The following is a 19,721-nucleotide window of genomic DNA, read 5'->3' as shown; positions in this document are numbered from 1 at the left end:
CACCAGCACCACCGGAAATGACGCATGACCGAGCTTCAACCAGGATTTATTCTCACACGCCATTGGCGCGATACTGCTGCGGGGACAGAGATAGAATTTTGGCTGACCAGCGACCGGGGACCACGGCGCTTACGCTTACAGCATCAGCCTTCGGTGGCGTTTATCCCCGCCGAACAACGCGAACGGACAGAGTTCATCCTTCACAGCCAGACTCAACATGAACGAAGGCAGGCGGAACTGCGCGAACTATCCCTGAAAGATTTTCAGCAGCGCCCTGTGCTGGGATTATATTGCCAGCAATACCGACATTTGAGTACGTTGGAACGTCGTCTTCGGCAAGGTGGCGTGGACGTGTATGAGGCAGATATTTTCCCGCCCGACCGCTATCTGATGGAACGTTTTATCACCGCGCCCGTGTTATTTCACGATCAAGTGCTCAACCCCGGCGAGGTGTTAAGTGGGGACTTAAAGCCCGCCACCGATTATCGCCCGCAACTACGACTGGTGTCGCTCGATATCGAAACCAGCGTGCATGGCGACTTGTATTCGATTGCTTTAGAAGGTTGCGGTCAGCGGCAGGTCTATATGCTGGGCCCTGCGAATGGCGAAGATGATGCAGCGGCAAAAATCGATTTTGCACTTGAATATTGCGACACGCGCGCCGACCTGCTGGAAAGACTAATCACCTGGATCGCGAGCCATGATCCTGATGCCATCATCGGCTGGAATCTGGTGCAATTTGACCTGCGCATTTTGCAGCAACATGCAGAACAATACCGGATACCTCTGCGACTCGGGCGCGATGGCAGCGCGATGGAATGGCGCAAGCACAACCGACAAGATCATTACTTTGCCAGCATTGCCGGGCGTCTGGTCATTGATGGTATCGAAGCACTGAAATCTGCAACCTGGAATTTTGCATCATTTAGTCTGGAATTCGTTTCACAAACGTTACTAGGCGAAGGTAAGGCCAGTGACAATCCGTATCAACGCATGGATGAAATCCAGCGCCGTTTTGATGAAGACAAACCTGCATTAGCCAAGTACAACCTCAAAGACTGCGAACTGGTGACGCGGATTTTTGCTAAAACCGAATTGATCTCGTTTTTAATGGAACGCGCAACCGTGACTGGCTTAGCGGCAGATCGTAGCGGTGGTTCGGTAGCGGCCTTCACGCATCGCTATCTACCATTGATGCATCGTCAGGGATATGTCGCACCGAATATTGGCGACATCCACGGTGAACCGAGCCCCGGCGGCTTTGTGATGAACTCGCAGCCGGGCTTGTATAACTCGGTGCTGGTGCTCGATTATAAAAGCCTTTATCCGTCTATCATCCGCAGTTTTTTGATTGATCCTGTGGGCTTGATTGAAGGCGTCAACAATCCTGATGACGAAGCCTCGGTACCAGGCTTTATCGGTGCACATTTTTCCAGACAAAAGCATTGCTTGCCGTCGATAGTGACTCAGATCTGGCAAGCACGTGACGTCGCCAAACGTGAACGTAACGCACCGTTATCACAGGCATTGAAGATCATCATGAATTCATTTTATGGTGTACTGGGTTCAATCGGTTGCCGCTTCTTTGATCCACGACTCGCTTCGTCTATCACCATGCGTGGTCATCAAATTATGCACCAGACCCGCAAGTTGATTGAGCAGCAAGGCTATGTCGTGATTTATGGCGATACCGATTCGACCTTTGTCTGGTTAAAAGAAGCTCGCAGCGAAGACGATGCAACACAGATAGGAAAAACCTTAGTTACGCACATTAACAATTGGTGGAAAGAATATCTGCTATCGCAGTTTAAGCTGACGAGCGCCCTAGAAATTCAGTTTGAAAGACATTACAGTCGCTTCTTCATGCCTACCATACGAGGTACCGAAGAAGGCAGTAAAAAGCGCTATGCAGGATTATCGATTCGCGCCGACGGCGGCGACGATATTGTGTATAAAGGTTTAGAAACCGTCCGTTCCGACTGGACTCCGCTGGCACAAGAATTTCAGCAAACGCTGTACGGAAAAATCTTCAGACGACAGCCATATAAAGATTTTTTACGTGACTATGTACAACGCACCTTGCGCGGCGAATTCGACCACGCACTGGTCTACCGCAAACGCCTGCGCCGCCCTTTGGCCGACTACCAACGTAATGTGCCACCGCATGTACGCGCAGCCCGCATCGCTGACGAATACAACCTGCAACGTGGGCGCCCGTTGCAATATCAAAACGGTGGCTGGATCAGTTATGTCATCACACGTAACGGACCAGAACCGCTAGAGATCCGGCAAGCAGCAATCGATTATGAGCACTATATTTCAAACCAGCTCAAGCCGATTGCTGATGCGATTCTTCCTTTGCTGGATGATAGTTTTGATGCGCTGATCAGCCGTCAACAACAATTATTTTGAGAAACAAACACATCTGCATTACCAGCGACTTGCCAACAGACTATGGCAATCGCGTACCCGGTAGCAACGAATTCTCCACTTTCACCACTGGACAATTAACAATGATGCGAAGCGGCTTGATCTGAATAAGGTTCTGCTCTTGCGCGTCTAAGACTTCTTGCTCTGAGTGCAGTTCGTGTGGTGTTTGATCAGGCATCCAATAAACCGCATACAACTGCCACAACGGGCTGTAATTCGCGTTGCCGTTTCCACCACCTAATGGTTGCGGGATCGAAGGCAAGACGCTACCTTGATCAAAATTCATAAACTTATAAATACGATCAACTGAAGAAGGTTTTCCCGGTACGGGAGGATCTGGCGGCAATGCATTCGCCAGTCTGGCTACAAAATTAATGTTTGCTTGCTTTGCCATCGATTCATCCGAGATATCGGTCGTGAGATACCAAACCCGCTTACCCTCAAACCAGCCTGGAACCAATGGCAGCGTCAGAAATTGATTCTCGCCATGGAAAGCAGACACGCTGGCACAACCGCTCATAAGTAGAGTACTCAGCAATGCTACGATGAAACTCAGCGAGACAAACTGGCGACTAGTTTTACCTCGGTTCATGTCAATTTTCCTTGGTGAAAAGTTCATGTTTCTAAAAAGTTGATCAAACTTGATGTTTTCTTAACTTAGTCAAAGTATGTCACGAGAACTTACATTCACATCAAAATAATTCACTACCCCGTCGATCAGTGATCATATTTTCTATCGTTCTGACTGCATTTCAAATAAGCCGTCAATCGACACCTCAAGAAAGCCATCCTCTGGGCTTAAAATATGTGGGGCGTTGCCTGATTCAGCTATAGAGTCCGCTAATAGCAACAGGAATTTTACCGCCAATAAAATTGCTATTTTTTTATTTTTAATTTACTGTGCTCTATCACGAATGGCGGCTATGTGTGGTCAGCGGTCGCTTGGATTTTGAGGCAACGCCATGCCCACGCTCAAGGACCTGCTTAACGGCTTCTGCTTTAAATTCTGCTGTGTAACGATTGTTTCCCCTTCTTAGTTTCGACATTACGAAATGTCTACTAAACTAGGAGAAGTCCACACACATGATTTTGCTTATGTGCCTGACATGGCACGTGCGGTACGCAATTTACCGGAGGCAAATTGAGAGGCGTCCAAACAGACTTCGATAACGGGAAGTCTGTTTGAATCGGATTTAACGAGGTTTAACGGCGCGGTAATACCCAATTTGCACGAGGAAAATGACAAGTATAGCCATTCGGATGTTTTTCCAGATAATCCTGATGCTCTGGTTCCGCGTCCCAAAAATCGCCAACCGGCTGTAATTCTGTAACCACTTTGCCAGGCCAAAGATCTGAGGCATTGACATCAGCGATCGTGTTTAATGCTTCAAGGCGTTGCGCTTCGTTCGAGTAATAAATGGCCGAACGATACGACATACCACGGTCATTGCCCTGACGCATGGGTGTAGTCGGATCGTGAATCTGGAAAAAGAATTCCAGAATTTTCCGATAACTAATCACTGCGGGATCAAAGTTAATTTCTATGCCTTCGGCATGGGTGCCGTGGTTACGATAGGTGGCGTTCTTCACGTCACCTCCAGTGTAGCCAACACGTGTACTTTGAATGCCGGGCAATTTACGGATTAAATCCTGCATGCCCCAAAAGCAGCCACCTGCCAGAACGGCTCTTTCTGTTGTCATCTCAAACTCCCTCTACCTGACTGATGTAATCGCCGTAACCTTCGGCGAGCATTTTCTCCAACGGCACAAACCGCAATGAGGCCGAATTGATGCAATAGCGCAAACCGCCACGGTCACGCGGGCCATCAGGGAAAACGTGTCCAAGATGGCTGTCGCCATGCGCTGAGCGCACTTCGGTGCGGCGCATGCCGTGACTGTCGTCGTGCAATTCTTTGATAAAACCATGGGTCAGTGGTTTGGTAAAACTCGGCCAGCCGCAACCGGATTCGTATTTATCTGCTGAAGCAAACAAGGGCTCACCAGAAACAATGTCCACATAGATACCTGGCTTTTTATTGTTCAGATATTCACCGGTGCCTGGTCGCTCAGTACCGTTGCGCTGGGTGACATTAAACTGCTCTGGCGTCAATGCTTTGATCGCTTCTGCCGATTTAGTGTAGCGTGTCATAAAAACTCCGTTTCTAGGTAATACACGATGCCTGATTTGTGTTTGCAAATTCAAATGGTGTGCATGAGGTAGTCGTCCGTAGCTGAAAAAGCTTACAGCGATCCCTTAAAATTTTATATGCTAACAGAGTCTGTTAAGGAGAGTTGATGAAGCCTCGAATGACGGTTGGCAGCACAATTGCATGAAGCAAATTATCATTGTTGTAGTTACACCTGATCATTTTTATAAAAATTCGTCAGCGGTACCTCAACGACAACAGACATCAGGTATTTTTTAAGTTACTTACATGAACAAACGTTCTCATGCCGATGTTTGATTTTCCTGCCTTTGATGCAAAAATTCTATTTGAGTTACCATCTACCTCTTTCCCTTTCATCAAAATACCGAGATCGGGGACAACGGATAAAATCAAAGACAATTGAGGATGAAGATGAGCGATTCAAGCACTTATACCCCACCAACAGTCTGGACCTGGGCTAAACCTAATGGCGGTACTTTCGCAAGTACCAATCGCCCGGTTGCCGGACCTACGCATGATAAAGAACTGCCAGTTGGCAAACACCCGTTGCAACTGTATTCATTGGCGACGCCTAACGGTGTCAAGGTGACGATCATGTTGGAAGAATTGCTTGCCCTTGGTCATAGCGGTGCTGAGTATGACGCATGGTTGATCAAAATCGGACAAGGCGATCAATTTGGTTCAGGCTTTGTCGACATCAATCCCAACTCCAAAATTCCGGCTTTGTCAGACCATAGCGGTGATGCGCCTGTCAGGGTATTTGAATCGGGATCGATTCTCTTGTACCTCGCAGAAAAATTCGACGCATTTTTACCGAAAGATATTGCGGCTCGTACTGAAACCTTGAACTGGCTGTTCTGGCAAATGGGCAGTGCGCCGTATCTGGGTGGTGGCTTTGGACATTTTTATTCGTATGCGCCAACGAAAATTGAATATGCCATCGACCGCTTTGCAATGGAAGTCAAGCGCCAGCTGGATGTGTTAAACCAACGCCTTGCAAACAACACCTATCTGGCAGGCGAAGAATATACGATCGCCGACATTGCCGTATTTCCCTGGTATGGCGGTTTGGTAAAGGGTTGGGTCTACAATGCAACCGAGTTCCTCAACGTCGCAGAATATCAGCACGTGCTGCGTTGGGCAGAACAGATATCACAACGCCCGGCGGTAGTGCGCGGACGGATGGTCAACCGTACCAGTGGCGAACTGTCTGAGCAGCTCCATGAGCGTCACGACGCCAGTGATTTTGAAACAAAAACCCAAGATAAGATTGCAACGGCAAACTAATGCAGACTGGATAGTACGTCGATAAGGAACTTCACCGTCATACTATCCAAGCGGTGTGCGGTCATCGCGCTTTCTATGTATGGAAAGAAATGAGGATTACGCGGATAATATCCGAACACAAAGTCCCTACATGAAGACAAAATGCCGCAGTCCAAATCCATACAAGATGAAAGCCAGGTAATTGTCTGGTTAGGTCAATTTGTCCAGCATGGCGGACCGCGCTATATGCAGATCGCCGATTTCATCGAACGGGCAATCGACAATCAACAGCTCAAGACCGGTGATCGCCTGCCATCACAAAGACGCATGGCTGAGCTATTGCAAGTCGATCTGACCACCGTCACTCGCGCATATGAAGAAGCCAAACGACGTCAGTTACTGAGTGGACTTGGTGCTCGCGGAACCTACGCAACCGCACCCAAATTCGATCTCGGGCAGATGTTGGATCTGAGTATGAATATCCCTCCCCCACCCGCAAACGTCGCTCTGGCAGAGTTGCTCAAGCAAGGATTAGCACAAGTACAGCGCAATGCCGACGATGATTTGCTAATCAACTATCATCTAGGTGGTGGCAGCCTGGATGACAGAGCCGCCGGGGTCAGTTGGCTACAACCTATGTTGGGCAAAATTGCGCCTACCCAGATCAGCGTCTGCCCCGGTGCGCAAGCAGCACTGGCGGCTTTCATCATGAGCCTGACAAAGCACGGTGATGTCATTCTGGCTGAACCAGCGATCTATCCGGGCTTGCGTATGGCGGCAGAACAATTGGGACGACGCATCATTGCGGTTGACATCGACATCGACGGCATGCGCCCCGATCTTCTGGCTGCAGCACTAAAAAAATATGCGGCGCCCATGGTTTATGTAAACCCGACCTTGCAGAACCCGACAACGCACACCATGCCCACAGCACGCCGTCAGGAGATCGCCAAAGTCATCGCGCACAGTGATGCCTATTTGCTTGAAGATGATCCGTATTGGTTATTGTTGGACGATGCGCCGCCACCTTTGGCGACCATGATTCCTGACCGCGTGTGTTACATCGCTACGCTGGCAAAATGTCTGGCTCCCGGCTTGCGTACGGCATTTGTCTGGCTGCAGGAACATGAACTGCAACAGCGTTTTCTCACTGCACTCAGGTCATTCAGCCTGATGACGCCACCGCTCACGAGCGCCTTGGCATCACAATGGATACGCAATGGTACGGCCACGACTTTGTTAGCTGGCATCCATGAAGAAGCTAGCCTGCGCCAACGTATGGCCGCCGATTTATTAGCAGGACGATCCTGTTTAAATAATCAGGGGATACATGTCTGGTTACCCTTACCGAGTTATTGGACAGCACAAGAATTGGTGCAGTCAGCACGCAATGATGGGCTTGCTATTACGCCGTCAGAAATTTTCTATAACCAAAGCAATCCACCACATAGCGTTCGCATCGCACTTGGTGGCATACGTCAGCGCGAACAATTGGCAGCGGCGCTAAGACGACTCTCGCATTTGCTGGCGCGACGGCCAGAAGCTCATTTACGTCAGATTTAATTTCTGAAATTGCAATGTCATTTATAATTCGATGCGACATGTCTGAGTCGATTCAATCACCTTAGATAAGCCCCCCCCCTGATCGAAGAAATGAACATTTTGATGAGAGATGTAAGCCATGCAAGCATTCAGAACTGAGTCAGATTCTATGGGTAATGTTGAAGTGCCCGCCGACAAATATTGGGGCGCCCAAACGCAACGTTCTATTCAACATTTTCCGATCGGCGTGGATAGATTTAAATGGCCTTTCGCCATGATACGTGCCTTGGGTATACTCAAAAAATCAGCCGCACTAGCTAACCTGGAATTGGGCGAGTTAGCACCAGACATCGCCAACGCAATATCACAAGCTGCGCAGGAAGTGATCGACGGCAAACTCAATGGGCAATTTCCATTGGTGGTGTTTCAGACCGGATCCGGTACTCAATCAAATATGAACGCGAATGAGGTCATCTCCAATCGCGCAATTGAAATTTTGGGTGGACAACTTGGCTCAAAAAAACCAGTGCATCCGAATGATCATGTCAACCGCGGACAGTCTTCGAATGATACCTTTCCAACTGCGATACATATTGCCGTGGTCGATGAACTGTATCAAAAATTATTCCCGGCTCTCAAAGTATTACGCGATACACTCGATGCCAAAGCACAGCTATTTGCGACGACTGTAAAGACCGGCAGAACACATCTGCAAGACGCAACCCCGATCACATTGGGCCAGGAAATCGGCAGTTGGGTCGCTCAAATAGATCACGCGACGCTACTCATCAAAGCATCGGTCAATGGATTGCTGGATTTGGCCATAGGCGGCACCGCCGTGGGTACAGGATTAAACGCACATAGAGATTTTGGCGCAACCTGTGCGAAACATATTGCATACCTCAGCGGCCACGCTTTCCGTTCCGCAGACAACAAATTCTTCGCACTGGCGGCGCATGATGCACTGGTCAATACGTCAGCCAGCTTACGCACTCTGGCGGGAGCGTTAATGAAAATCGCCAATGATGTGCGTTGGCTCGCAAGTGGCCCACGCTGCGGCATTGGTGAAATTTTTATCCCTGAAAATGAACCTGGCTCATCCATCATGCCCGGCAAAGTTAACCCGACGCAATGCGAAGCATTAACCATGGTGTGCGTACAAGTATTTGGCAATGACACGGCAACTGCATTTGCAGGCAGTCAGGGCAACTTCCAGCTCAATGTCTACAAGCCCATCATGGTGCACAATGTGTTGGAAAGCATAGGTTTATTAGCCGACAGCTGCAAGGCCTTTAACGATCATTGCGCGCTAGGCATAGAACCCAATCTGCCAGTCATCAATCGCAATCTGGACAATAACCTCATGTTGGTCACCGCCTTAGCGCCCCACATTGGTTATGACAACGCCGCAAAAATCGCCAAGACAGCACTCCATGAAGGTCTGACTCTGCGACAAGCGGCGCAACAACTCGCCCTGGTCACGCCAGCGCAATTTGATGAGTGGGTCAAACCAATGGCGATGACGAAGCCGGAGTAAGGCAGGTACACAGGGCTGATCGGTATTTCAGTGAGGTACGGTGGGTATAAGCCGCCGGCCCTCATAAAAATTTGACAGTACGGATTGCACCAAGCTTACTGACTAATATTTCGAATGCTAAGCATACGCTCAATGCTTTCCGCAATCGGAGCAGCATGCCAATAATTCGATAACGCTATCACCACAATACCGCTGTTGGTGTATATATTGACGTTTCCACTGACACCCGGAAAACCACCACTATGCCCGACGACGGGTCCTATTTTGCTGTTACTAAGTTCAAAACCATAACCGTAGCCACCGTGTTTTTGTGTTTCTTCAGGCGAATGGTTTTGCCATAGCGTTTTCAAGGTCGCAGGCTTGATCAGCCTGCCATCTTGCAAAGCCTGAGTGAAGCGCAGTAAATCACGCACGGTCGAATAACCACATCCAAAAGAGAAGCCACGCATCACGCCTTCAAAAGTGCTTTCTCTTATGCCTCCGGGCATCTTCATATAGCCCATTGCGAGATTTTCTACTGGTTCGTCAAGCGCATAACTATCCGTGTCATTCATGCTGGCCACTTGGTAGATGTGTTGCCGCACGTAGTCATAATAATTTTGACCCGATAGTTTTTGCACAATCACTCCCAGCAATACATAGCCAGTATTGGCGTAATAATATCTTGTACCCGGTTCAAACTCAGGCTGTATGCCTTGCAACATAGGTTTTAAGTCATCGAGTTCTCGATACAGTGCACGCGAACTTTGACGCGCTCTTTCCATTGTCATAAACTCAGTTAATCCATCGCTATGAGCCAGCAATTGGCCAATGGTGATGCGTTCAGTCACCTTGGCTGGTAACCAACTTGGATCGATATACTTGTTAATCTTATCGTCGAATTTAAGTTTGCCAGCTTCTGCCAGTTGAGCAATAGCAACCGCGGTAAACATTTTACCGATAGAGGCGATATTAAACTTAGTGTCTATCTTGTTCGGCACATGGTAGCGTTTGCTAGCTTCACCGCATACCCCTTCGGCAATCACATTACTACCTTGAGCAATCAACATCGCGCCAGAAAATTCATCTCGCCGGCATTCTTCCTGAAAAACCAATTGCGCCTTAATTGCAAGCGCATCCTCTTCAATGTTGAGTGATGGTCCGGCTTGGGCAAAAGGCGCATTCAATACGACGCCACAGGCCAGCAGAGAAATTATGGCAGATTTAAGAAAAAAATGATGTTGTAGTATTTGACTCATTTTTGTCCTTTAAGGATATACAAAAATAAACAAGTGCTGCTACGGGGAAGCAGTACAAACTAGTCCACGCCTAAATCTGATTTGACTGTTTTTTGAATATCTCTGATTGCTTTTTCGTTCTGCATTTTATTTAAAACGCTGGTCAGATCAGGAATTAAATCTGCATGTTTTTTATTTAAATAATGATACACAGGAAAGACGACCAGTGCGGGAGAAAGCAGAGCAATTCCGGGAAGAGCGAGTTCCCTTATCATTGCCAACCCCGACAAACGATTGGTAACCACGACGTCAGAACGTCCCAACATCATTTTAAGAAAAGCATTGCGAAGTGATGTCGCCACTTCGATTTTCATACCTTTGGTGTTTTCTTCGATAATTTTGATACTCTTTACAAATCCTATCGTATATGGTCGCAGACTTTCCCATCCATTGACAGGGAAATTCAGGCCGCGGGAAAACACCACAATTTCGTAGTTCATCAAAGGAACAGGTACCATGACCAGATTTCGATACTGTGCTTCGATTCCTGCTTTGCGATACAACTCACCATCCGTCAATCCAGAATCCGCACTTAACAATGAACGTTCACCTGGTAGTTCATTGATATCCACATGAATATTCAGTCGCCGGTATGCTTCAGTGATAATTTTCTCAGCAATAATGGTCGCGGGATCACTCCCCATTAAAGTAGAAATATGTAGCGTAGCCGCTTGTTGCGCATGCGATGGCAACGCCATTAAAAACGGCAACCCTGTCAACTTTAAAAGTATCCGACGTCGCATGAATAGGTGTATTTCATGTCAATGATTCACCATTGTACCTGTTTCAAGCCGGGAAAAATGAGTACTTTAAGGCAACATAGTTTTTGCGATATCAGCAGGTAAATATCGTTGATAAATCGATTCTAAGCTCCCATCTTTGCGCATCTCATCCATTGCATGACTTAATCGATCGACGATTTCTGGTGGGATTCGCTGACGTGAAAAAGAAAAGGAGCATTCGAAACATACAACTGAGCCATTTGCGACACGCCTCGAAAATACGAGACAGCGAACTAGCAATGGGAAATAGAGTTTGGTTTATCAAACCATCAGACTATCAGACTATCAATCACGATATTACTTTTAAAAGAATAAGACTACCATGTAGTACTATTCAAGCTCGCAGTCAATCATCTCCAAACTTGCGTATCGAATAAAAATACCCAAACCTGTGTTCAGGTCTGGGCTTTGTTAAAGATTTTAATTGTTGACTTTGATGTTTTCTTTAAGGGCTAAAAAGTGATGTTCTCGTACATTAAAGTCGTAAACTTGCGTCTATATCTGGTGCGGTGTTCAGAGCAGGCAAATAAATCACATCAGAATTAAAGTCGTAAACTCGCTTTCAGATTGATATTTTTATCGGATATTTTCGTCAATTAAAGTCGTAAACTAGTTTTTGTCCTACTCCGCAAATAAGCACGAAACCAAATTAGAGTCGATGGTTAAAACTGTCTACAAAGTGATTCGAACAAATGAGAATTCTTGAGAATGAGTGATTTAAAAATGAACCCTAGCAAAAATTCACTAGGAGCCAGAATTATTTTCGCTCGATGCAGCACTGCACCGGGCTCTCAGCTTAACGCGTAAGGTAGTGGGATGCCGCTAGTAAACCGCTCTCTCTAGCGTTCATAGCAGAAAGCGTCAATGCATGCCATTCTGGAATCCCAAATACGACCGCCGAGATCATCGCTCGGACGGCTCGAGTTCCACCAGGGGCTGCATAGTAAAGGCCGAATAACATGAGACCAGTACGAATCGAGCGTTATATGATTCATCCTGATGCCTATGGCCTCAGACAATTTGCTTTTATTAGCTTTATCCACGCACACGAAATAATCGGGTCGTTTCAAGGCTAAGAGACGACTGGCCACACTTGCCGACGCTGGTCGGGTGACGGACACAGTCGTTTCGGACGAAGTTCTGCGGCTAAAAAACTCTGGCGGCACTACTAGCAAAATGACACCTCAGACAGAATTGAATTAAATAAAGTGCTGGCGCGAGATGAGTTAGATAGGCTTGACCTGTTCGATGAGATGCAACTTAGAGCCGTATTAGGCGTGTGTAAACGTTCGAAATCCATTTCCGATGCCGGGAGAAAATTGTATGCCGCCTCACGAAGTGCCAAAGAGAAGCCCAATGATTCCGACAGGCTGAAGAAATACTTAGCTAAGTTTGGACTTTCATGGAATACACTCTTTTTGGAATAAGGATCACATTGGATGATGCGATCCTTCGTTTCAGAATGTCACTGGCATAAACTCAACTAAGACTTTCGATTTCCCGTTCGAAATTAACAAGTGCTTGCTGGTTATAGAGATCATTGAAGTAGGCATCATGGAAGAGTTCCTCAGAGCCCGCTTTATGCTGGAAGTACATCATGACGGTTTTTCGATTCGTGCGGTAGGTTTCTTCTTCAATAGAGCGATATTCGTTTCTGACGTCGCGCGCATATTGGTCATAGACCTCGTTTGGCTGACCCAAGATCGCCAAGTCCACACCTATCATGATGTCTTTCAGTGGATGCGCAATTTCATTCTGTTGCAAATGATCCGTCGCGCGAATTAAATCAGCGACCTCTGCCGCATTATCGATATCGAGGCCTGATTCAAGCCACAGTCTTGCGCTAGCTTCTTCGTTTGAGATGCCTTGCTTCACGTCATCGTACACAACATCATGGAACCAAAACGCCTTTTTAATTGTGCTAATATCATTGCGATTCGCATTCGTCGTAGCGGCCCATGCCGCAATCTCAGTTAGTCCATGAACCAAATGATTGAGGTTATGGTAATGGCGCTGAGGAGATCCATATGCCGAGCCTCCCGCAAGGTACTGGAACCATTTGTCTTCATTTGCACGTGCAGAAGTATCGACGTCAGACTGAATCCAAAGTGATCGCCATTCACGACCGAGCCAATCGACTATCCAGGCCTTGTATGCAGGCTCAGGTAAAAATTTCTCTACATTCCAATGCCAACCTACAGGGCCTTGCAATGCCCGAACAAAACTGGAACTGACAGAGCCAAGGTCACGTGGAGGCATGACGAAGATCGTTTTAGCACCCTGCAATACCTCAACGTTTGCTTGTTGAATGAGATTTTCATAGTCGAAGTCGGCAGTATTGCGAATACCCCTGATCAGGTAGTCAATACCCAATCGTTTTGCAGTTCTTGCGGTGTAATCGTTTTTCACGAGTACGACACTCACATTCGTCCAACCTTGTGCCATGACACTTTTTTCGACTATCGCTTTGCGTTCTGATGCAGAAAATTGCGGCTTCTTGAAAGGGTTTTCGGATATCATAACAACGACTTCGTCTGCTAAAGCACGCGCCTCTTGAATTACCCACATATGACCATTAGTGATGGGATCTAACGTGCCTGAAAATGCAATTTTCTTCATGATCTTATTTCCAAATATTAATGAACTTGTTATGTAACTTGGCGACCTGCAACTGTAGATCTCTACGTGAACATTCATTGCAAATAATCTGATCAGCACCAGTCAAATAGCTTTTTCTTGATGCCTGCATCGCGAAGATGCGCAGTATCTGATCATGGGTCCAACTAGGATTTCTTGCTCGAACTCGATCAACCCTGATGTCGTTTGATGCATCGACGCATACAACATAATCTGCATCGATACCACCGTCTACAATCAATGCAGATTCCCAGATAACGTAAGGCGCTGTCATGCTACTCGTCCAGTGTTGGACATGATTTAACACATACGGCTTCAAGATCGCTTTTAACTTCACATTGGCTATGCAATCTACTGCGAAGAGTGTGTGCAAACTTCCACGACTTAACTTTCCGTCTGGGCTTGCAACTTCCGGGAATGCCTCAATAATTTCAACTGTTGCTGGATGCTTCGGATTTTGATGAATTTCTCGAGCAACTAGATCTGCGTCAATGCACGGCACCTCTAAATCCTCAAACATTTTCCTCACCGTTGATTTGCCACTACCAATACCTCCGGTCAGTGCCACCACATGCGGCACAGTTCTTAAACAAGGTTTTTGTTCTACGCTCAACATTCTCTCAACCACTTTTTTCAATATTTTAAATTGGTTAATCACCCAATAAACTGGAGATTAGTGGGAAACCCAAAAGAATGCAAGTATAATTTGGTTAATCAACCAATTAAATGTTAATGCCATGTCCAGACCTCCCAATACCGAACAGCGTCGAACAGAGATAGTTAACGCGCTCCTCGCTTCTATGGCAGAGCATGGCTACGAAAAGGCAACGATTCAGGTCATCGCAAAGAAGGCAAATCTCAGCCCAGGGTTATTGCATTACCACTTCAAAACCAAAAATGAGATCCTTTTGGCTCTGGTTAAAACCTTAGCGGAACTGTCTCGTGCACGGTATTTCGAATTTTCGAAGAACGCATCATCCGCAGAGGATAAACTTCAAGCGTATATCAACGCACGACTAGGGAAAGGTGATGGTGCCAATCCAGCAGCGGTGGCTGCATGGGTAGTTATTGGCGCAGAAGCAGTACGTCAACCAGAAGTGAGATTGATTTACCAGGAATCTATCAAAGAAGAGTTAGCTCTAGCCCAAAGTCTTTTGACTGCATGTTTGAAAGACAAACGTAAAAGTTTAAAGAATGCTCCTCGATTGGCAGCCGCGTTGCTGGCATTCATGGAGGGTGCTTTTCAATTGGCTAGCGCAGCACCAGAGGCGATGCCTTCTGGCTACGCAGCGGAGACCGCTTACCAAATGGTACAGCGGTATGTCGACGGAGAGAAGATATTGGGTATCCGAAATTTATGATCAAAATACCGGAAAACTTTTGAATTCAGAATTTCAGCGGAACTATCGAAATCATCAATTCTCGCTACACGCAAATATTTGTCCTTAACGACTATTTAGAAGCTCCGTAACAGGCGGCATAATGCCTTGAGAAGAACGTCGAGATTTTCCAAACATGTCAATCAAAATATCGTTGTCATATTTGGAGTTGAATGATCGTGAGACCATTAAGGTCTGCAATTGCGAAAAGTTGGTTGATGGAATCGACGGCGATAACGGGCAAATTCTGGTCAGACATTAAAATGCTACTTGTCTGCGTTCCAGATTTGAACTGCTACCACTTATAAACTTCCTTCCCGGTCACAAGATTAATCAATCGAGGGTGGTCGTATAGAGCCAACAAGGGGTCGCTACCTAAAGCAAAAATAGTACCCAATTGACCAACAGAGCGAACAACTTTGGTTTCTCCGGATTTTTCCAAATCGACGATTCGTAGTTCGCCTTGCGTAATAGAGCCTTCGTCTGAATCGATATCACCCATGAGAGCTATAACCAAGCGACCATTCGGCAAGAAGGTTGAGCTACTCTCTTCTGCGTATGCTTGCAAGTTTAGTCCCGGCCCATCGAGATGAGTTGGATCACTTAGCGCAGCGAGAACATCATATGCGCTCACATCGTCGATGGGATGCCATAGCCCCCTTGCGCCTTTCCATACAGCAGCAAACTCGTTTTTCTGGCCAGAGAATGTCCCCAAAATGCATGCTGGCGACTCGAAATACTGAATAAGGTTTCATTCGGGAGCGCAGTCAACAGCGATGTCACTTCTGAACTGAATAATGGCATAGCTTGCCCCTCGCTCGTCAATTGAGTCATTTTCCACGGATTTGCGCCATTTCATCTTTGATGTTGGCGTCACACCAAAATACTCTACAGCGAGCTCACGATAAATCAAGAGCTTATTTGTACTCGGCTTCAGATACAAAAATGCCCAAGCCCGATCATCCAGGTTTGGGCATTTTCTTAAAGGTTTTTAGTTTACGACTTTAATAGCCAGTTTATGACTTTAATTGCCGAGAACATGAGCAAAAATTTTCTCATCGACATTATTCAACCGTGACACTCTTCGCTAAATTCCGTGGCTTATCAACGTCGGTGCCACGTGCTAAAGCCGAGTGGTACGCGAGCAATTGCAGTGGAATTACATGCAATATCGCTGACAGTTGACCATAGTGTTCTGGCAGGCGAATTACGTGCACACCTTCACTCGAAGTGATGTGCGAATCAGCATCCGCAAAAACGAACAACTCACCGCCACGTGCGCGGACTTCTTGTAAGTTGGATTTGAGTTTTTCAATCAACGCATCATTAGGTGCCACGGTGACGACAGGCATTTCTTTGGTAACCAATGCCAATGGACCGTGTTTCAATTCACCTGCTGGATAGGCTTCTGCGTGGATGTAGGAAATTTCTTTGAGCTTTAATGCGCCTTCGAGGGCGATTGGATAGTGCAGGCCACGGCCGAGGAATAAGGCGTTTTCTTTGTTCGCAAATTCTTCTGCCCAGGCGATAATTTGCGGCTCCAGCGCCAGAACTGCACTGATGGCGGCTGGCAAATGGCGCATCGCTTTGATGTGTGACGCTTCTTCTTCTTCAGACAAACGGCCTTTGCTTTGTGCCAGTGTCAGCGTCAACAAGAATAACGCAGCTAATTGTGTGGTGAATGCTTTGGTCGATGCGACACCAACTTCAACGCCAGCGCGGGTGATGTATGACAATGCGCATTCACGTACCATGGCACTGGTGGAGACGTTGCAGATGGTCAGTGTGTGTTGCATGCCCATGCTGCGTGCATGCTTTAAAGCAGCCAAGGTGTCTGCAGTTTCACCGCTTTGAGAAATGGTCACCACCAAGCTGTTTGGATTAGGCACGCTGTCACGGTAGCGGTATTCGCTCGCGATCTCGACATTGACTGGGATTTTAGCAATCGATTCCAACCAGTATTTAGCGGTCAGACCTGCGTAGTAGCTGGTACCACAAGCAAGAATCAGCACTGAGTCGATTTGTTTGAAAATACCATAAGCTTTATCACCAAACAATTCTGGCATGATGCCTGTCACACCTTCCAGCGTATCGCTGATAGCGCGAGGCTGTTCAAAAATTTCTTTTTGCATGTAGTGGCGGTATGGGCCGAGTTCTGCCGCGCCGCTGTGGGCATGGACTGTGCGCACTTCGCGATCAACAGATTTGCCATTGACATCAACTATCCAGACGCGTTGCAATTGCAGATCAACCACATCGCCTTCTTCAAGGTAAGTGATTTGGTCTGTCACTCCAGCTAATGCCATTGCATCAGATGCGAGGAAATTTTCACCTTTGCCGATACCAACGATCAATGGCGAACCATGACGTGCGCCAACGACGCGATGTGGTTCATCACGGCAAAAAACGGCAATTGCATACGCTCCGGTCAGACGTTTAACGGCTTGCTTGACTGTTTCAAATAAATCGCCTTGGTACAAATGATCAACTAAATGGGCGATGACTTCCGTGTCGGTCTGACTTTCGAAAACGTAGCCGAGTGCGCTCAGTTCTGCGCGCAATTCTTCATGGTTTTCGATAATGCCGTTATGTACCAGTGCGATACGGTCACGGGAGAAATGCGGGTGAGCATTCGCAGATGATGGTACACCGTGGGTTGCCCAACGAGTATGGGCAATACCGGTAAAACCAGCAAGGCCAGTTTGTTCGATTTGCGCCTGCAGTTCTGCCACGCGTGAGGTACTGCGCGAACGTTGCAATTGTCCATCGACGTGCAAAGCCACGCCGCATGAATCATAGCCACGGTATTCAAGTCGCTTCAGACCTTCTACCAGAATAGGAGTGATGTTACGTTGGGCAACTGCTGCGACGATACCGCACATAATGACCTCAAAAATAAAATTGGAATGTCGCCATGCTAATAGAATTTATGTGAATATTTATTTCAAAATTCAGTTATTTTTGAAATAATTCATCGACACAAAAAAATGTGAGTGCTATATTTCATAACTTGTTATTATTTGAAATATTATTCCATTATGATGGCACTCGATGAATTAGATAGACGCATTTTGTTGCAACTACAACAAAATTCAGCATTGACTAATCATGAATTGGCGGCGCGCGTGCATGCTTCGCCGCCAACTTGCTTACGACGCGTGAAGCGCCTGACGGATGAAGGTGTCATCACCCGTCAGGTTGCTCTGTTAGCACCAGAGAAGCTAGGCTCAAGTCTTACTGCGATCGTCGAAATTACACTGGATCACCAGGCGACAGAAAAGCTGCTTGAGTTTGAACAGTTAGTAGCGAACGAAACCGCTGTGCAACAATGCTATCGCGTCTCACCAGGGCCAGACTTTGTGTTGATTATTCAGGTCGCTGATATGCCTGCTTACCACTCTCTGGCGCACCGTTTATTTGCAACACAGAGCAATATCCGCAACGTGCGCAGCTTCTTTTCTATCGTAAGAAGTAAATTTGAAACGCGGATAGAGTTATAAGACTTTTTCTGAGAATCAAAGAGGACGTACGCCTTCGCGCAACACTTCCTCTTTGTAATAGCGTTGGAAGCCTTTCCAAATCAAACCATTTCGTGCCGCGTTCTCAAACATCTCTTGTATAGCCGCGAGATCTTCTGGGTTTAATGATTTTCTGGAAAGGTAAACGCCACTTTCGCCCCAAGGCAACTCAGCCAGGGCCTCATAACGCAATTGATCAACAATATCTGCAACGCGCGAATCAGTCTGCGCAGTCCCAGCCAATATAGAAGGCGCCATCAAGACATAATCAACTGCTCCCAATTTCAATAAACGAGCAACGGAAAGTGGGTCGACATCTAGTACTAGTCGTCCTTGCTTTTGTAAATCAATCAGTAAAGCCTGGTAACGTTCTCCATAATCGAAACCACGTACTACAGCAACTTTGGCTTTAGATTGATTCAGCAATTCCTGAAAATTTTTGACCGGTTGGCGATTAAGTGCAGACAGTGACATCAGCACGGCACGACTACGAATAAACGGAAAAAAAATGCCATGTTTATCGCGACGCGGAGTACGGGTCGAGGCAACCATAAAGTCAGCCTGACCATTTTCAAACATGAGCTCAAGGCGTGCGCGCGGCACTAAAGACATCACAAACTCACACCCTTCTTTTGCCGACAACGAGCGCAAAAATTCAGGATAAATTCCACTGATAATGTCGCCCTGATCGATCACGCTAAACCCAGTCACTGCCATCGGAACATTAATAGGTCGAGAGCAATGGGCAAACGCTGATGAGCACAAACACACTGCCAACATCGCTGCAAGCAATCTCACCAGAAGCTTCGTTGGACAGAGAATTAACATATCAAGGCTCATAAGATACGTAACGCTCATAGTCTACCTGAAACGCCCATTTTTATAGCGAAAAGACTACCAAACTACAAAAAGTGTTGGGGAAAACGCAGAAGTGATGGTTAATGAGGACGAAGCCCAAGATTCAACACTTCAGGATCGTAGTAGTTTTGAAAATATTTCCAGACTAATGCTGAATTAGCGGAATTTTCAAACAATGCTTTCAAGTAATTTTTATCCTCCGCGAGTTCAATTTTGAAGTGCAAGCGTATTTTTGAAGAATACCTGATTGGGTGTAAGGTATCCTAACCTTTTTCTTGGTCGATTATTCAGTCTATTCATGGCGTGATCAATCTCCTGTTGTGTAAT

General features: G+C 46.7%; 17 protein-coding genes and 2 pseudogenes. 6 read left to right on the top strand and 13 right to left on the bottom strand.

What is annotated here, in order from left to right:
- Window positions 1-24 precede the first annotated feature (24 nt).
- Window positions 25-2,412, top strand: a complete 2,388-nt coding sequence (locus H8K32_RS15320) for a DNA polymerase II (RefSeq protein WP_186913424.1) — start codon at window positions 25-27, stop codon at window positions 2,410-2,412.
- A gap of 40 nt (window positions 2,413-2,452) precedes the next feature.
- Here H8K32_RS15320 and H8K32_RS15315 read toward each other — a convergent pair whose 3' ends face one another.
- From H8K32_RS15315 to msrB, 4 genes and pseudogenes are all read right to left on the bottom strand, one after another.
- Window positions 2,453-3,022, bottom strand: a complete 570-nt coding sequence (locus H8K32_RS15315) for a DUF7482 domain-containing protein (protein WP_186913423.1) — start codon at window positions 3,020-3,022, stop codon at window positions 2,453-2,455.
- 346 nt (window positions 3,023-3,368) lie between these two features.
- Window positions 3,369-3,476, bottom strand: a pseudogene (locus tag H8K32_RS15310) (transposase); the annotation flags it as partial.
- Between the two features lie 157 nt (window positions 3,477-3,633).
- Window positions 3,634-4,131, bottom strand: a complete 498-nt coding sequence (gene msrA / locus H8K32_RS15305) for a peptide-methionine (S)-S-oxide reductase MsrA (RefSeq protein WP_186913421.1) — start codon at window positions 4,129-4,131, stop codon at window positions 3,634-3,636.
- Between the two features lies 1 nt (window position 4,132).
- Entirely contained in the window at window positions 4,133-4,579 is a 447-nt protein-coding gene (gene msrB / locus H8K32_RS15300) for a peptide-methionine (R)-S-oxide reductase MsrB (RefSeq protein WP_186913420.1), read from the bottom strand.
- Window positions 4,580-5,009: 430 nt separating this feature from the next.
- Here msrB and yghU point away from each other — a divergent pair, with 430 nt between their 5' ends.
- From yghU to fumC, 3 genes are all read left to right on the top strand, one after another.
- Window positions 5,010-5,885 (top strand): glutathione-dependent disulfide-bond oxidoreductase, encoded by an 876-nt coding sequence (yghU, locus tag H8K32_RS15295; protein ID WP_186913419.1) that lies wholly within the window; start codon window positions 5,010-5,012, stop codon window positions 5,883-5,885.
- Window positions 5,886-6,026: 141 nt separating this feature from the next.
- Window positions 6,027-7,427 (top strand): aminotransferase-like domain-containing protein, encoded by a 1,401-nt coding sequence (locus H8K32_RS15290; RefSeq protein ID WP_186913418.1) that lies wholly within the window; start codon window positions 6,027-6,029, stop codon window positions 7,425-7,427.
- Window positions 7,428-7,545: 118 nt separating this feature from the next.
- The gene (gene fumC, locus H8K32_RS15285; protein WP_186913417.1) at window positions 7,546-8,943 is read left to right on the top strand and encodes a class II fumarate hydratase; all 1,398 of its coding nucleotides are present in this window, start codon (window positions 7,546-7,548) and stop codon (window positions 8,941-8,943) included.
- Window positions 8,944-9,038: 95 nt separating this feature from the next.
- On the opposite strand, the gene H8K32_RS15280 is transcribed toward fumC, so the two are convergent.
- The 4 genes from H8K32_RS15280 to coaE all read right to left on the bottom strand — a co-directional run bounded on the left by H8K32_RS15280 (window position 9,039) and on the right by coaE (window position 14,255).
- Entirely contained in the window at window positions 9,039-10,181 is a 1,143-nt protein-coding gene (locus H8K32_RS15280; RefSeq protein ID WP_186913416.1) for a serine hydrolase domain-containing protein, read from the bottom strand.
- Between the two features lie 59 nt (window positions 10,182-10,240).
- Window positions 10,241-10,918, bottom strand: coding sequence for a substrate-binding periplasmic protein (locus H8K32_RS15275; RefSeq protein ID WP_246447403.1), 678 nt, complete (start codon window positions 10,916-10,918; stop codon window positions 10,241-10,243).
- A gap of 1,563 nt (window positions 10,919-12,481) precedes the next feature.
- The gene (coaD, locus tag H8K32_RS15270; protein ID WP_186913414.1) at window positions 12,482-13,621 is read right to left on the bottom strand and encodes a pantetheine-phosphate adenylyltransferase; all 1,140 of its coding nucleotides are present in this window, start codon (window positions 13,619-13,621) and stop codon (window positions 12,482-12,484) included.
- A gap of 4 nt (window positions 13,622-13,625) precedes the next feature.
- A complete protein-coding gene (coaE, locus tag H8K32_RS15265; protein ID WP_222613141.1) occupies window positions 13,626-14,255 on the bottom strand; it encodes a dephospho-CoA kinase in 630 nt (209 codons plus the stop codon).
- A 121-nt stretch (window positions 14,256-14,376) separates the two neighbouring features.
- Between coaE and H8K32_RS15260 the strand changes: the two genes are divergently transcribed.
- A complete protein-coding gene (locus H8K32_RS15260; protein ID WP_186913412.1) occupies window positions 14,377-15,000 on the top strand; it encodes a TetR/AcrR family transcriptional regulator in 624 nt (207 codons plus the stop codon).
- A 313-nt stretch (window positions 15,001-15,313) separates the two neighbouring features.
- Here the strand turns inward: H8K32_RS15260 and H8K32_RS15255 are convergent, their stop codons facing one another.
- From H8K32_RS15255 to glmS, 3 genes are all read right to left on the bottom strand, one after another.
- Window positions 15,314-15,652: a hypothetical protein gene (locus H8K32_RS15255; RefSeq protein WP_186913411.1), complete on the bottom strand. Its 339-nt coding sequence runs from the start codon at window positions 15,650-15,652 to the stop codon at window positions 15,314-15,316.
- On the bottom strand, window positions 15,649-15,822 hold the full coding sequence (locus H8K32_RS15250; RefSeq protein WP_186913410.1) for a hypothetical protein: 174 nt from the start codon (window positions 15,820-15,822) through the stop codon (window positions 15,649-15,651). Before H8K32_RS15250 ends, H8K32_RS15255 begins: the two co-directional genes overlap by 4 nt.
- A gap of 260 nt (window positions 15,823-16,082) precedes the next feature.
- Window positions 16,083-17,900 carry a glutamine--fructose-6-phosphate transaminase (isomerizing) gene (gene glmS / locus H8K32_RS15245; protein WP_186913409.1) on the bottom strand — a complete coding sequence of 606 codons (1,818 nt, stop codon included), beginning with the start codon at window positions 17,898-17,900 and terminating at the stop codon, window positions 16,083-16,085.
- Between the two features lie 156 nt (window positions 17,901-18,056).
- On the opposite strand from glmS, the gene H8K32_RS15240 reads away from it, so the two are divergent.
- On the top strand, window positions 18,057-18,518 hold the full coding sequence (locus H8K32_RS15240) for an Lrp/AsnC family transcriptional regulator (protein WP_186913408.1): 462 nt from the start codon (window positions 18,057-18,059) through the stop codon (window positions 18,516-18,518).
- A gap of 15 nt (window positions 18,519-18,533) precedes the next feature.
- On the opposite strand, the gene H8K32_RS15235 is transcribed toward H8K32_RS15240, so the two are convergent.
- Together H8K32_RS15235 and H8K32_RS20740 are read right to left on the bottom strand one after the other, a co-directional pair.
- On the bottom strand, window positions 18,534-19,364 hold the full coding sequence (locus H8K32_RS15235; RefSeq protein ID WP_246447401.1) for a substrate-binding periplasmic protein: 831 nt from the start codon (window positions 19,362-19,364) through the stop codon (window positions 18,534-18,536).
- 237 nt (window positions 19,365-19,601) lie between these two features.
- Window positions 19,602-19,721: pseudogene (locus H8K32_RS20740) on the bottom strand (IS30 family transposase); the annotation flags it as partial.

The sequence above is a fragment of the Cognatundibacterium jejuense genome (assembly GCF_014284255.1).
GTDB classification, from domain to species: domain Bacteria; phylum Pseudomonadota; class Gammaproteobacteria; order Burkholderiales; family Burkholderiaceae_D; genus Undibacterium; species Undibacterium jejuense.
Note: the sequence above shows the minus strand (reverse complement) of the source record. Positions and strands in the feature narration are given on the sequence as shown.